Raw genomic sequence first — 14,692 nt, forward strand, 5'->3', positions numbered from 1 at the left:
ACTCACACGCTCTTTCCCTCTTATACTCACTTCATAACTACTAAATGCAGTTCCGTGCAGTTATCGGACTTTGGTTTGTTTGGCAACCTTATCCCTGCATTTAGCCTCAGATGTAGCAAGCCAGAGTGTTGCCTAATCCTTTCTTCAGATTCCGTCTCACGGCGGACACCCTTGGCTTCGGCTGTATCCTTCCCACTGCCGGGCGGATTGGGGACTTTCACCCGTTAGAACGTGTGCCCACCGGGCACACCAAAAAATAGCGGAAATGTTCTAATAAACATTTCCGCTAACCATATTCGAGTAGCGAGAGGGGGACTTGAACCCTCGACACCACGGGTATGAACCGTGTGCTCTAGCCAGCTGAGCTATCTCGCCAGATTATATGGGACCTATAGGGCTCGAACCTATGACCCTCTGCTTGTAAGGCAGATGCTCTCCCAGCTGAGCTAAGATCCCATAATCAAACAAGTCTCTGAGGTGCTTTGTTTACCGCACTCGCAACCTGCTTGATTAGTATACAAAAAATGGGACAACTTGTCAACACATTTTTTTAAATTTTTTTACAACTTTTTCAAAGCGTTTTTCGAGTTTTTTTCATCATTTATCCGAGTATTATTTACGGCCTTTTTTTCTTCTGCCGGGGCTGTTTTTGCGGCCTTTGCTGCAAAGGAAGAACACGGCTGCCGCAATGATACATAAGCCTGCTGCCGCCAGAACAACAATGAGAGCCATATGTTTCCCTGAACCAGCCTGCTGCTTCTGCCCCTGAACGCCGCCATTTTCCTTGTCCAGAAGGATTTCTTCCCCCACTGCGGCACCTTCGCTGCCGCCGTCTTGTCCCTCCGCCGCAGCTCCGGAACCGGAAGCCGCTGCGCCGCCCGCAGCACCAATTTCGCCGTCCGCCTCATTTTCCGCCACCAGGATGCCATCGGGACCATCCGCAGGATTTATTACCGTCACCTTACTATCCTCTACTCCATTTTTTTCTCCGGAGGATGTCTTTGCCTTTATGGGAGCGGCTGTGGTCTTCTTTCCCTGGTTTAAGTCTGCCAGACCTTCACCCGCGCCGTTGTCTCTGATGATATAGGAGGGTATCGACAGCGCGGCATTGGGATCATTCACCAGCTGGGTCGTTTCATCATACAGGCCTGTGCTGCTGTTATTGGCGGAGTTTTCCTGCGTATTTTCGGACTGGCCGCCGCCTTGACTCTGATTGCTTCCCTGCCCTTCATTCTGATCCTGACTGCCGGGGCAGTACGGCGCTTTTTATAATAAGCACCGCCCGCCCTGGCACGCCCGTATCTTACTCAGTTTCCTGGCCGCCCTTTAATATAATGGAATCCAGCTTATCAGGCATTTCCAGCGGCAGCGTATCGCTGACCAGTCTCTGCCCCTCATTGGTCATGGCATTGTCCACCCGGTAAAGCTCTGCGCGTACCTTTCCTGTGATCTTCGGAAGCTCACCCTGTTCATCAGGCGCGATCCAGTAAATCCAGTTCCGTAACCGTCATTTCAGGGCTATTCGTCTTAATCCGGACATAAGCTGCGTCATAGGTGCAGATCCAGGGATCCTTCTGTTCATTTTCAAAGTAAACCGTCTGGCTGCCCTTTTTATTTTCAAAGGTACCGATCTTTACCGTAGTCCATTTGCTGCCGTCCGTTCGTGCCTTCAATATTATCAATGACAATATACTTATCCGTTCCTTCTTCCTTATAAAAAATACGGTAGCTTTCCGTATCCTTCATATTTTTCTAGCTGATGAATATACGGCGGTAACCTCCGGCTGCCTTGATATTTTCCGGGGGATCCGGCTTTTTGGCCGTTTCAGGCGTTACCGCCACACCCGTGCTGTAGCCGCTGGACCAGGTGCCGTTCACCGACTGGACGGGCACGCCGTACGTATCTCCATTCTTCAGCTTTCCGCCTTTTGTTACATTCACACATGGCTTCCAGGTTACCGTAAAGGATTTGTCCGCTCCTACGGCCAGCACCTCCTGGGGAATGTCCATTTCAGGCTTCGGTATGCGGTTTGCCATGTCGTTGAGGAACTCTACCCTGGAGATATCCGCAAGGGTGCCGCCGTTAGTCGTTTTCGTTATCCTGAAAGTTACCTTCTTTACCGCTACCTATCCGCCCAGGTCAACAGTTATCTTGCCATCTTCCAGCTTGACATACATGTCTGATGAAGAGCTGAACAGCCTTGCCCGTGATGTTTCTTTTCCTATGGGAAGGATGATTCCTTCTTCGTTTTCAGCGGTTATCACATGGACTTCACCGTTTTCAACCTGATGGTCACCCATGGTTACTTCAATGGTTTCCAGAATTACGGCTTCTCCGTCTTCCTGTTTTTCATCAGGGACAAGATAAAACCGAATTCAACGGGATTTTCATCGGAAATTTCTTCCCCGTCATTCCTGGAAAATGTCACAGTTTTGTTTCCGCTTAACAAGTCCTCCGGATTTCCATCCTTCAGCGCAGTCCCGCCTTCCTGATTCAGATTAACAGCCACACTTTCTTTGGAAAGCCTGCTGGTCAGAACCGCCTGTGTATCCGCACCCCTTTTCCGGCGTTCCAGGCTGTCGGCAAAATGCTGTAAATCCATAAGCGTTGCTGATAATGGCATTTTTATCCTCATCATCCAGCCTGCCGTCACCATTTACATCCCCGATCACAAGGACTCCCGGATGGCTGCTGCCGGATTCATAAGCGCCCTTGGAAAGCTTCAGAAATCCAGTGTAAATTTCCCCGCTTTTAATTTCACCGTCCAACTCTATGATCTGCCTGTACTCCAGGAAGCCTTTTGCCGACAGATGCAGCTCCCAGGTCCCGGATTCCAGCCCGTCAAAGGATACCTACTCCCGATTCTGGGTTCCAAGAGATACCTCCCGGGACTGCTTCTCTTCCCCGTCCCTGGTAAGCCAGATTCTAAGGGGAATTTCCTGGTCCAGCACATTACCGATTTGCAGCTCAATGCCGCCCCTGCGGTTTTCCGACGGCGCTGCGTTATTCCAGTCACCGCCGGTTTTCTCTGCTTGGATCCTTTCAGAAGCGCATCCTCGGTTTCTGTTTCTGTCTCGGTTTCTGTCTCCGTTTCCAGTTCCGTTTCGGTCTGCGTCTCCAGTTCGGTTTCTGTTTCCATCTCGGTTCCCGTTTCCGTTCCTGAATTGCTTTCTGTCTCTGAACTGCTCTCCGTTTCTGACGGGAGCTGTGTCCTATCCTGAGAACCATTTTCAGTACCTGTTTCTGCTGCGGATCCTGTTTCTGCTGTAGCGCCCGTTTCTGCCGCGGATCCTGTTTCTGCCGGGGATCCCGTTTCTGTACCGGCCGCTGAGCCATTCCCAGACGGTGCTTCACTTCCGGGTACGGATTCCGATTCCGCTGCAGATTCCGGTTTATTCCCTGACTCCGTCCCCGCTCCGTTGTCCGATGCGTTTCCGGCTCCGCCGAGGTTCTCATTCTTCCTTCCGGACGCAGAACCGCCGGCTTCCGATGCCGCGGAAGCTCCCGATGAATTCTCCATGCTGTCCACGCCGCCGTTTTCCTGCATGACAGCCACCGTTTCCGCCTGCGTCTACGCATGTACTCCTGCCGCGGAAGCGTTTGCCGGAAGCACGGTCGTAAATGTCAGCAAAAATGCCAGCGTACAGGCCAATGCTCGTTTCATATGCTACCTCCTGTCTCCTCACTTTATCTTTCAATCCGGCCAAATAGAAGCGCCCGGCGGCGGTTCATTTTAACTGCTGCCAGCTTGTTCCCCAGGCAAAAACAAAGTCAAGCACCCCGCCGCATAATTCACATGGAAAAATCCGCCCTGCCATAAGACAGAACGGATTTATCCAATTTCCAGAAAATTGATTCATCATTCCGGCAAAATTTATTTCCCCACAGCCAGCACCTTTGCCTCAAATGGCTTCAGCTCCACGCTTTCGGAAACCGTTTCTCCCGTGAACAGATCCACGCATTCCTTTTTCAGTTCCACAACAGCGCATTCATCCAGGTAATTCAAAACAAACAGATACGTCTGTTCCCCTTCCCTGACCGCCAGCTCACAGCCCTCCGGCAATACTACTGTATCTGCGTAAGGCTCTGCAACGCCCAGCTTTTCCAGGAAAACCTCCGCCGTATGCTCAGAAAAAGCGCCGCCAAAATAATACACCCTTCCTTTTCCCTGCTCCCTGCTGATAAGCGCCGGTGTCCCCGCGTAATAGCTGGAAGAAAACCTTGCCTCCACCTTCGCATCCTCTGTCAGCGGCGCAAGCAGATCGTTAAATACCGCCGCTTCGATCCGGGTGCCGTCCCAGTCCGCATAAACCGTTCCGTCCGCCGGGGAAACAAAGGTATATTCCGGAATATCCGTCCCTGTCAGCGGCGCAAGCAGGCCTGGCAATTTACTCATCACACATTTTCCCGTCTCATCCTTATACCCGGTGCGGCAGCCCAGCACCAGACAGCCGCCCTGCTCCACATATGCCGTCAGCTTATCCGTCATCTGCTGTGTCAGCATGGTTGCATGAGGATAGAACAGAACCTGATATTTTGACAGTTCTTCCGCCTCCATATGATCCAGATAGCAGAAGTCAAAGGGCGTATGCTTTCTCTGGCAAGCCTCAAAAAGCCCTTTGTCGCTTTCCCTCTCCACTCTTCCATGCCAGGCGTCCACTACGCTGTCCCACAGATTATCGTAATCTCTTACAAGCCCCACCTTCGCCTGATAACGGCTTCCCGCTACACAGGCCATACGTCCTGCTTTCTCATGAATTTCCTTCAGCTCGGAAAGCCGCCTGTTGTCCCTTCCCGAATAGTCCAAAATGCCGTGCCAGTAAATCTCCGTCCCCATAGTGCAGGTACGCCACCGGAAATAACTCACATAATCCGCCCCGTGGGCAATACTCTGCATCGTCCACAGCGTCATCTGCCCCGGCTTTGGCGTGGGTGCTTCCATCCGGCTGTTCCAGCCATTTGCTCCCGACTGCTGCTCCATAATGCCAAAATTGGGGGAAATCGCTCTGGCCTCCGCCAGATTGCGGCTCCACTTTCTGTCCCGCATACTTTTATCGTCCGGCTCATAGGAATCCAGGCAATAAGCAAAATTCGGGTAGGAGTCATAGGTGATAAAATCAAGGCTTTCCTCCGTCATACGGTGGTTATCCAGATTCCCGAACAGTCCGTTTGTGGTAATGAAATCCCCAGGCTTTACATATTTTTTCAGAATATCGCTCTGCATTCTTGCAAAACGACAGGTACTGTCGGAAATAAAACGTATATAATCCAGTACCTCATGAGGATTGGTGGAATTACTGGGCGTCGGCCGGGGCACATAGATTTCCTCCCACTCCGTATAGGTCTGATTCCAGAAAACTGTCCCCCAGGCTTCGTTCAGTCGGTCCAGCGTACCGTATTTTTCCTGAAGGAACACACGGAAAGCCGCCGTATCGCTTTCGGAATAAAACTCATTCACCTCACAGTTAAGCTCATTGTCAATCTGCCAGCCGATGATGGCAGGATGCGCCGCATAATGGGCGGCGGATTTCTCCACGATCCGTTTCACCAGCTCCTGATATTTCGGAGAATTGTAGTTGTAATGCCTCCGGCAGCCGTGACGGTAAAGCACGCCGTCCTGTCTGGCATTGAGCACCTCCGGGTATCTGTTGGTAAGCCATGCCGGCGGCGTGGCGCTTGGCGTACAGAAAATGACCTTCATGCCCGTGCGTTCCGCTATTTCCAGAAACCGGTCAAAAAAATCATAGGTAAATTCCCCTTCCCTGGGTTCGATTTTGCTCCAGGCAAACTCCGCCACACGGACCACTTCAATCCCATTCTCCAGCATCCGCCGCAGATCCTCTTCCCACATGCCCTCCGGCCAATGCTCCGGATAATAGCAGGTGCCCAGCGTGATTTTTTCCAGGTTCATACTCCGTTCCATAATTCCTCTCCTTCCGCCCCCCTGGGGCTGCACATTTTATTTTTCCAGCCGTCCAATATCTTTACAGCTGCTTAATTCCCTTCTTTTTACCGCATCCGCCCAAAATAATTACGGCACTTTACGGCACTATCTGATTTTTCTCACCGAAGCGCCCTTTACCAGCTGTACCGGCGAGCCTGACACATACTTTACTTTTTTCCCCTCCAGCATATCCAGCAGGATATCCGCGCATTTCGCTCCCTGTTTTTCCGGAAACAGGCCCACCGAGGTGAGCAGCGGATCCATATACTTCCTGGCGGAGCTTCCATCGATCCCTATGATAGAAATATCCTCCGGCACCCGCAGCCCCATGGAATGAAAGGCCTTGCACATCCCCAGCGCAAATTCATCGTTAAAGGCCACCACCGCCGTGGCATCCAGCCTTCTTTCCGCAAACAGCCTTGCCGCCAGCTCCCCTTTCCCGAAAAAATCCTCCTCCATCAGCTGCATGCCGTCCTCCCGCCTCTCATCCTCCAGAAAGGATAAAATTCTGCTGTCTCCCGCCATATCTTCCCTGTGGACGCCGATATAATACTCCTTCAGCCTGTCTCCGTAAACTTCCTTCATCAGCGAGCAGAAGGAAAGTCTCCTGGCATCCATGGAGCTGAAAGGATATGGCATGCCCAGCGCAATCCTCCTGTGCCCGTTTTCACGCAGCGCGCGGACCGCAAGCTCCATCACCCTGACCATATCGATTTCCACCCGTGGCACCGCCCTGGAAAAGCCCTCCGCATTTCCGTAAGAAGCGCTCACCACCGGAAGGCGGTAATTCCTCCCCACCGTATCCAGGTAATGCTGGGTAATGCCTTCATTTGGCATGATAATTCCGTCAATCATGGCATTCCTGATTTTCTCAAAATCCATGCTGCCGTTGAAGACCACCATATAATCCCTCTTCCCGGCCGCCTCCACCATCCCTCTGTACATATCTATATAAAAAGAATTCTTCAGATCCTTGCAGAAAAAAAGAATCTGCTTCGTCCTCCTCTTCTGCAGCGCCTCCGCCACAGGATGGGGATAGTAGCCAAGCTCCTCCGCTATGGCCAGTATTCTTTTTTTCTTCTCCGCCTCCACGTATCCGCTGTTGTTCATCGCCCTGGATACCACGGAAACCGATACGCCGGCTCTGAGCGCAACCTTTTTTCTGGTGACCATTCTCTCTCCCCTTTTCAGCAATAAGGTTTCAGGCTGTTCCTGCCGTCCGCCGTCTTTTTCTGCCCGGAACCTGACAGGATATGAGGTTATTGTAACATATGGGGGTATGATTGTATCTTAGCTTTTATGAAAAAAGGTTGCAATAGCGGAAAATGTGGTCACGGGGCCACATTCTGAAAAAGGGAAACCGCTGTAAGGCAGCTATCTTCTGCCTTACAGCGGTTTTTCCCCGGATTAAAACCTTATTTAGCGGTTAATTCCTTATAGTTTGAAATTGCATTTTCCCATGCTTCTTTAAAATACGCGGTTACATCATCATACCCCATATTCTTAAGCTCTGCCTGTATCTGCGCATACTTCTGATCATACTCCTCCTGTGTTTCGGAGAATACCATATCAGGAACAGCCTGCTGCAGATAATCGCTGATTTTTGTTATGCTTCTCTGAATATCCGTAGGATTTTCTGCCGGCATAAGATTGATATAGCCTTCATGAATTGTGGACTGGTTTTCTCTTTTGGTTGATACCTCCAGCGGAACATCCACACCGTAGAAATCACAGTAATCCTTATCCGCATCCGTCATGTTTTCTTCCACATATTCCTTATTCAGCCGTAAATCAATATATTTTCCTTCATTGGCCTGGGTTGCCGACAGAGCGTCGTAATCCTGTCCTACCAGTCCCAGATAACGGTTTGCACCCTGTTCCAGCAGGTAATCCGGGTTTTCCTTCAGTTTCTGTTTGCAGTCCTCAGTCAGCACTGCAACCCCATTTTCATCATAGTCCCAGGTTATACCCTTGGGTCCGTTCATTATTGTCCGGGAACCATCCTCAGAAAACAGGAAATCAAACAGCCTCATGATAGCCTTCATCTTAGTCTCATCACATTTGGAGGATACAACAAAGGTTCTTGCAGCCATCCCGAATTCCGATGCCCTGGATATCCATGCAGGGAATTCCGCGGTATCAGCCCATGGAATATCAACAAACTTATCTTTTCCTCCCGCCTTACTCAGTTCTGCATTACCGGCGTCAAAATCCCATTCCATGGAGCTGTAAAACACCTGTCCTTCATTGATTTTCTGGCTGTAATCCTCATTTTTCTGCGTATAGGTTTCCGGGTCCAGCAATCCCATCTGATTGGCCTTAAAATACATGTCCGCCGCAATCCAGTACATATGATTTTCATTATATAAATCAATATATTCCAAATCCGGAATATGGAAGGAGCATAAATCATTCAGTCCATATTGTGCACAGTATTTCCAAATCACAGGATCCGAAAGCGTATGGTTCAGTCCCCAGTCATTAAATCTTGAAATGCCATAGGTCTTTTTCCCTGATTCCGTCTGCGGGTGCTTGTCCTGAATTGTCTTCAGCAGGTTCAGGAAATCATCAATGGATTTGATTTCCGGGCTTCCAGCCTCTTTATACCATTCCCAGCGGATAAAATTTCCATATCTGGAGGTAGCAAGCGGCGATGCCTGATTTTTGCCTCTGGCACAAATGGCATACATCTTATTTTCCCCATTGCCCAGATAACCCTTGCTGTAATTGACCATCTCCGGGAATCCCTCTGCCATACTGGGCGCATAGGAAAGATACTCATCCAGACTCTGTACCGCTCCCGCCTGAATCAAAGGGGTGATATACTGCAGCCCCATTCTGTTCACATCATATAAATCCCCGCTGGCTGCCATCGCCTGCTGTTTTTCATTGCTGAACAGAACCACATTCAGGGTGACTCCTGTCTGCTCCTTAATATACTGGGCAACCGGATCATCCTGGATTCCTGCCGTAATTGGATTTTCACCTGCGGAATCCATAAAAATATCTATGGTAACCTGCTCAATACCTTCTTCTCCTGCCTGAACATTTTCTTCCTGCCCAGCATTGTTTTCAGCAGTCTGGTTTGCGCTGCTTTGGCATGCAGTCAGACTCAATCCGAGAACTGCTGCCAATGCCGCCGCCATAATCCTCTTTCCACTTTTTCCTAATACTTTTCTCATTATAACCCTCCTTGTTGTCAGCCCTTTACGGCTCCTATCATAATTCCATTAATAAAATATTTCTGCATAAACGGATATACCACCAATATAGGAACTGTTACTACCATGGTAATCGTCATTCGCAGAGTAAATGGACTGATTGCTGCTCCTGAAACTGCACCCGCACCTCCTGTCCTGGCCATATTTGCTACATTTGTGGCCTGATTCAGATATTCCAGCAATGTCATCTGCAGCGTCTTTAAGTTCATATTATTTACCAGAAGCAGATTATCCGTCCATGAATTCCATTGCCCCACTGCGGTGAATACTATAATAGCCGCCAGCACCGGTTTACAAATCGGCATGACTATTCTCCAGTAAATGGTGAAATATCCGGCGCCGTCTATCATGGCGGATTCTTCGATTCCCGCTGTAATTGATTCCATATATGTTTTAATCAGTATCATACTGTAGGCCGACACTGCTGTCGGCAGAATATACACAAGAAAACTGTCCTTCAGTCCTATCGTCCTCATGGTCAGATACCATGGAATCAATCCTGCATTTATGTACATGGAAACAATAGCTATTGAGTAAAAAAACTTCCGGCAGGGCAGTTCATTTTTAGTCAGCGTATAAGCGAGGATACTCGTGAAAAACAGAGTGACCGCCGTACCTGCAAAGGTTCTGGAGACCGACACAATAAAGGCATTGAAGATACCGTTCAGCTTAAAAACCTGCAGATAATTGGCAAAAGTCGGTTCCAGCGGATACCAGGTTATCATCGTTTTTTTCACTGCATCCGGACTGCTGATGGAAGCTATAAAAATATAGTAAAAAGGATAAATACAGCTTAAAAATAGCAAAGTAAACAATATTATCATAATAGACTGAAATGCAATTTCTTTTCCGGGAAGTTTCTTCCTATTCATCTTATACCTCCTGCATATCGCAGGCTTGACTGCGATACTGTATTAATCGTTCCTATAAAATTGATTGACCTAATGTTTTTTTCGACAGCTTATTAACGCCGAATACCAAAATTACACTGATAAAGGTCTTTATCATACTGACCGCCGTAGATGCCGGTATATCATTATTCAGCATTCCAATCCTGTAAACATAATAATCAAGCACTTCAATGTTTTTTTGAATCATGGGATTGACGAATACATAGTACTGCTCGAATCCATTATTCAAGATAGCTCCCACAGATATGATGAGCAATGTTATAAATGTAGGCAGGATTCCCGGTATCGTTATATGTAAAATCTTCTGCCACCTGCCGGCGCCGTCCACCGATGCCGCATCGTACAGCTGCGAATCAATTCCCGTTACAGCTGCGAAAAAAATAATGGAATTATAACCAACCGTCTTCCAAATATTTGTCAGTACCATGAAAAGCTTTGCCGTTCCCGGATTCGTAAGCAGCGTTACCGTGGAATCCCTGTTTCCTGTCAGTCCGCGGATAATTGTTGTAAGCAGCCCGTCATTTGAAAACAATGAAAACATAATGGAATATATAATAATCCAGCTGATAAAATTAGGAATAGTGATTGCTGTCTGCACCGTCTTTTTAAATCGTCTGCCCTTCACCTCTGAAAGCAAAATGGCAATCATCCCTGCCAGCGGAAGTCCCGCCAGTCCCAGCACACTGATAACCAGCGTATTTAAAATAACGGTTATTATGTAAGGATCCCCGAAAGCATAGGCAAAATTACTCAGCCCTACAAATTCACACCTGGAAAGCTTATACCCTATCCTGTAATCAAAAAAAGAATAAATCCATCCCGAAATGGGAAAATAGGAAAATACCAAAATAAACATAATAGAAGGAATCGTCATACATAACAATGTTATTTTCCCTCTGGTTAAATGTATTTTCTTATGCTTCCGCTTCATTTCCCGCATTCTTTATCTCCTCCCTGCAATCTGAAAATTTATTATTTATTACTGTCTTGATGCCATTATTACATGCACAATACACAATATCTATTTCAAAAAGCATATTCAAATTATAAAAATCATAACTTTTTTATTATACCCTCATCATATTTAGTTTATTTTATACAATTAAATATACTTTCTATAATCGGACATATCCTTTTTGTAATTCATTTCCAATGTGATTAATGTTATATTTAAATACATGAATGTATAGTAAAATCTATTGTAACTGTAAGGCTACTGAACAGCTATAATGTATTCACTTAACAACAGGGGAGACTTGATGACAAAAGATACAAAGCCGTACCATAAAATGCATTTTATATCAAACGTATACCGTTTTATTATCATATTGATCCTTCTTATTTTTACCGTACTGATTCTGCTTATAAACTATAATTTTTCCAGACAGAACAAACAATACAGTCTCGACTACAATATGTCCGCAGTGAAGGGATTGACAGAGCTGCTAACCGATCAGGAGGGCTACTTTCTTCAGCTTCTGAATAATACCTATGAATCCTACTATGCATATAAAGAAGGACTTTTTTCCCACCTGAATTCTTCTCATGCGGATTCCTATTCCTCCCGGCAGGAAATTTACCGTTTTCTTTATGAAGCTTTTCCTTCAGGCTCAGAATTAAGTTCTCTTACACTTTACGCCGCGGCTGACGATCAGATTTATTCTGTTACCAAGCAGGTCCGAAAAAATTATCCAGGCAATATTTCCGAATTCTATCCTCTGATAGAATGCTATGGAAACCCTCTTACTGTTCTGAAGGTCATACCATCTGTCTCATACAGTAAACTTGGCACTTCAAGAAGCTACAGCTTTATATATTGTCTGCGGGATGTAATAACCATAACAAATATCGGGGCAATTCAGGCTGATTACAGCGTTGAAGCTGTAAATGCGTATCTTTCTGCCAATTACCCGGGGGTAAAGGGAGACTTTCTTATTATAGATCTGCAGGGAAATGTCCTGTTTGACACCTCAGGCCGTTGGTATGATCAGACCTTTCCATGGGCGGATCAGTTTATTTCCTGTTCCTCCCTGACAAAGTCCCCGATACAGATGGAACACGGCAAATACTTTGTCAATATGGAATCCATTTCCTATCCCGGCATCAGAATTCTGGGCATGGTATCCCAGAAAACCCTGTCAGCGGATATTCGCAAAAATATTTTACTGATGCTTTCCGCTACCGGAACTCTCACGCTCCTTACCTGCATCGGCATCTACATTTACCTCAACAGCAGTTCACGGCAGCTCAACCGTATATACAATACCATGCTTCATATACAGAATGGCGAGCTTGATACCTATATCCCCATCGACAAAAAGCATAAAAACGAGCTGAATGATATCTCCGTTTCCTTTAATGACATGCTCCGTGATCTCAATCTCTACATTGACAAGGTTTATAAAACAGAAATTGAGAATCAGCGTTACCAGCTGAAAGCGCTGCAGTCCCAAATCAATCCGCATTTTCTGTACAATACGCTGGAAGCAATCCGTATGAAAGCGGTTCTTCGCGAAGAGCCTGAAATTGCGGAAATGGTTTATATTTTATCCCGGATATTCCGCAATTCCATTAAAACCGAAGGAATTCTTCCCGTCCGTCAGGAAATAGAGAACTGCAAAAATTATCTGCGCCTATGTGATATAGAATATAAAAATCTTTTCAGCTATAGCTTTCAGATTGAAAATGAGCTTTATGATGAACCTATTATCCAGCATGCTCTGCTGGTTATGATAGAAAATTATATTATGCACGGCTTTGACAGCAACCGGAATGATAATACCCTTCTGATAACCGGAGAGGATGAAAACGGTTTTGCCGTATTCCGTATCCGGGACAACGGCTTTGGTATTACACCAGCAGACCTTGTCAGACTTCAGCGCTCCTTCCAGGAGCCTGCCATGAATACCGCAGAACGCATTGGTTTAAATAACATCTATCATCGAATGAAGCTGCTTTATGGCGAAGACTGTGATTTACAAATCCTTTCAGAATATGGAAAAGGAACAGAAATCATCTTTTCATTCATACGAAAAGGAGAGATCGGGAAATGATTGACGTAATTATTGTGGATGATGAGCCGCTGATTCGCGAAGGGCTGGTTAAGCTGTTCCGATGGGAAGATTTTCAAATGCAGGTCAGGGCCGTTTTTTCCAATGGCTCCCTTGCTCTGGAATATCTGGAAAAACAGCCTGTGGATCTGATTATCACTGATATAAAAATGCCTGTGATGAATGGCATCGAATTAATGCAGGAATGCCTCAAAAGAAAGTATGAATCAAAATTCATCGTCTTAAGCGGCTATTCCGATTTTGAATACGTTAAAACTGCTGCCCGCCTGGGAATCGAGAATTATCTGCTCAAGCCTGTGGATACCCAGGAAATGTCTCAGACCCTTCATCAGGTCCGCCATAAAATACAGGCTCTGAGACAGGACAGGGTGATGCTGGAGGAGGGACTTCGTATTCTCAGGAACAACCTGCTTTACCGTTTGATGACGGGAAAGATTTCCTATGAAGAAATCGAGGAACGAAAGGATTATATCCACATTCCTCTGCGCAGCAGCGGTTACAGGGTTGCCATCCTTAAATTTCTTCCCAAGGATCCGGCTGAAATCCTGTCCGTCTCCCACAGGCCCCCCATTCAATCCATCCGAAGGCATCTGGAGGAAAAAGACTACATTAATACGGTCACTGATTTCAGCGGACGGATGCTGTATCTGTTATTTTGCGGCTGTGCAGACAGAAAAAGCGAAATACAGGCAGATCTTGACAATATTATAAACTATGTCTCCGCCACCTCGCTCTTTTATGCCTATGCTTCCATCGGTTTTATGGCGGAGACCATTGATACAATCCCTGACAGCTATGTAAAAGCCTCCGCCCTGATTAACACCGCCGGCTATAACAGCTCCGTCGCCATACGCTGGGCTGAAGAAACCGTGGAAAATGAAGCGCTTCTGCTGCCCCATGTGGAATTTGACCAGCTCATGCAGCTCAATGAAAAATTCCATTATAATAATAAAGAGGAAATTGTAAGTATTACCGACGATATCTTTCATACAAACAGATATATCCCCACGGATGGCCTTCAGATGCTGACATATATGATTGTTTCAAAGGTATATTCCAATGTCAGGCTTTATGGTTCCTCACCGGATACGGAGTGCACAAAAATAGAAAAAGAGCTGGAGGATGCCTATACACTTACCGATTATGATTCCCTCCACTCCTGGGCCCACAGGATGATCGACCGGATTTTTTCAATGGAAGGCGATAAAACCTTATCCGGCACTGCAAACATAAAGAAAATCATACGTTATCTGGATGAGAATTATGCCTGCGACATCAATCTGAAAACAATAGCCGATACCTTTCATCTGAACGCCTTATACCTGGGAAGAATTCTGAAGCTGGAAACCGGCTGCAGCTTTACGGATTATATCAACCGGCTGCGCATTGACAGGGCGCAGGAATTATTGTCCCACACGGACCTGTCGGCGAAACAAATCGCTGAAAAGGTTGGCTATGGAAATGACAAATATTTTAATACACAGTTCAAAAAATATACGGATATGACTCCCGGTGAATACCGGAAGGAAATAATAAAATCTTAA

At 46.7% G+C, this 14,692-nt stretch carries 13 protein-coding genes and 2 tRNA genes; 2 read left to right on the plus strand and 13 right to left on the minus strand.

Annotation, left to right across the window (positions count from 1 at the left end):
- Positions 1-301: 301 nt before the first annotated feature.
- The 13 genes from FYJ45_RS20520 to FYJ45_RS20580 form a co-directional block, all read right to left on the minus strand.
- A tRNA-Met gene (locus tag FYJ45_RS20520) sits at positions 302-375 on the minus strand.
- A gap of 8 nt (positions 376-383) precedes the next feature.
- A tRNA-Val gene (locus FYJ45_RS20525) sits at positions 384-456 on the minus strand.
- 156 nt (positions 457-612) lie between these two features.
- Positions 613-1,122, minus strand: a complete 510-nt coding sequence (locus FYJ45_RS20530; protein WP_154467031.1) for a hypothetical protein — start codon at positions 1,120-1,122, stop codon at positions 613-615.
- Positions 1,123-1,472: 350 nt separating this feature from the next.
- Complete coding sequence (locus FYJ45_RS20535; protein WP_154467032.1) at positions 1,473-1,688, minus strand: hypothetical protein; 216 nt, start codon at positions 1,686-1,688, stop codon at positions 1,473-1,475.
- Positions 1,689-1,752: 64 nt separating this feature from the next.
- On the minus strand, positions 1,753-2,037 hold the full coding sequence (locus FYJ45_RS20540) for a hypothetical protein (protein ID WP_154467033.1): 285 nt from the start codon (positions 2,035-2,037) through the stop codon (positions 1,753-1,755).
- A 90-nt stretch (positions 2,038-2,127) separates the two neighbouring features.
- Positions 2,128-2,301 carry a hypothetical protein gene (locus FYJ45_RS20545; RefSeq protein WP_154467034.1) on the minus strand — a complete coding sequence of 58 codons (174 nt, stop codon included), beginning with the start codon at positions 2,299-2,301 and terminating at the stop codon, positions 2,128-2,130.
- A gap of 23 nt (positions 2,302-2,324) precedes the next feature.
- Entirely contained in the window at positions 2,325-2,624 is a 300-nt protein-coding gene (locus FYJ45_RS20550; RefSeq protein WP_154467035.1) for a hypothetical protein, read from the minus strand.
- A 147-nt stretch (positions 2,625-2,771) separates the two neighbouring features.
- On the minus strand, positions 2,772-3,557 hold the full coding sequence (locus tag FYJ45_RS29745) for a hypothetical protein (protein WP_195841914.1): 786 nt from the start codon (positions 3,555-3,557) through the stop codon (positions 2,772-2,774).
- A gap of 318 nt (positions 3,558-3,875) precedes the next feature.
- Positions 3,876-5,924 carry a beta-galactosidase gene (locus tag FYJ45_RS20560; protein ID WP_154467036.1) on the minus strand — a complete coding sequence of 683 codons (2,049 nt, stop codon included), beginning with the start codon at positions 5,922-5,924 and terminating at the stop codon, positions 3,876-3,878.
- Positions 5,925-6,050: 126 nt separating this feature from the next.
- Positions 6,051-7,118: a LacI family DNA-binding transcriptional regulator gene (locus FYJ45_RS20565; RefSeq protein WP_154467037.1), complete on the minus strand. Its 1,068-nt coding sequence runs from the start codon at positions 7,116-7,118 to the stop codon at positions 6,051-6,053.
- A 242-nt stretch (positions 7,119-7,360) separates the two neighbouring features.
- Positions 7,361-9,127, minus strand: a complete 1,767-nt coding sequence (locus FYJ45_RS20570) for a type 2 periplasmic-binding domain-containing protein (RefSeq protein WP_154467038.1) — start codon at positions 9,125-9,127, stop codon at positions 7,361-7,363.
- A 17-nt stretch (positions 9,128-9,144) separates the two neighbouring features.
- A complete protein-coding gene (locus tag FYJ45_RS20575) occupies positions 9,145-10,038 on the minus strand; it encodes a carbohydrate ABC transporter permease (RefSeq protein WP_154467039.1) in 894 nt (297 codons plus the stop codon).
- A gap of 52 nt (positions 10,039-10,090) precedes the next feature.
- Positions 10,091-11,017, minus strand: a complete 927-nt coding sequence (locus tag FYJ45_RS20580; protein WP_235930925.1) for an ABC transporter permease — start codon at positions 11,015-11,017, stop codon at positions 10,091-10,093.
- Positions 11,018-11,336: 319 nt separating this feature from the next.
- Here FYJ45_RS20580 and FYJ45_RS20585 point away from each other — a divergent pair, with 319 nt between their 5' ends.
- Together FYJ45_RS20585 and FYJ45_RS20590 are read left to right on the plus strand one after the other, a co-directional pair.
- Positions 11,337-13,130, plus strand: a complete 1,794-nt coding sequence (locus tag FYJ45_RS20585) for a sensor histidine kinase (RefSeq protein WP_195841915.1) — start codon at positions 11,337-11,339, stop codon at positions 13,128-13,130.
- Positions 13,127-14,692 (plus strand): response regulator transcription factor, encoded by a 1,566-nt coding sequence (locus FYJ45_RS20590; protein ID WP_154467041.1) that lies wholly within the window; start codon positions 13,127-13,129, stop codon positions 14,690-14,692. Before FYJ45_RS20585 ends, FYJ45_RS20590 begins: the two co-directional genes overlap by 4 nt.

The sequence above is a fragment of the Eisenbergiella porci genome, assembly GCF_009696275.1.
Classification (GTDB): Bacteria; Bacillota; Clostridia; order Lachnospirales; family Lachnospiraceae; genus Eisenbergiella; species Eisenbergiella porci.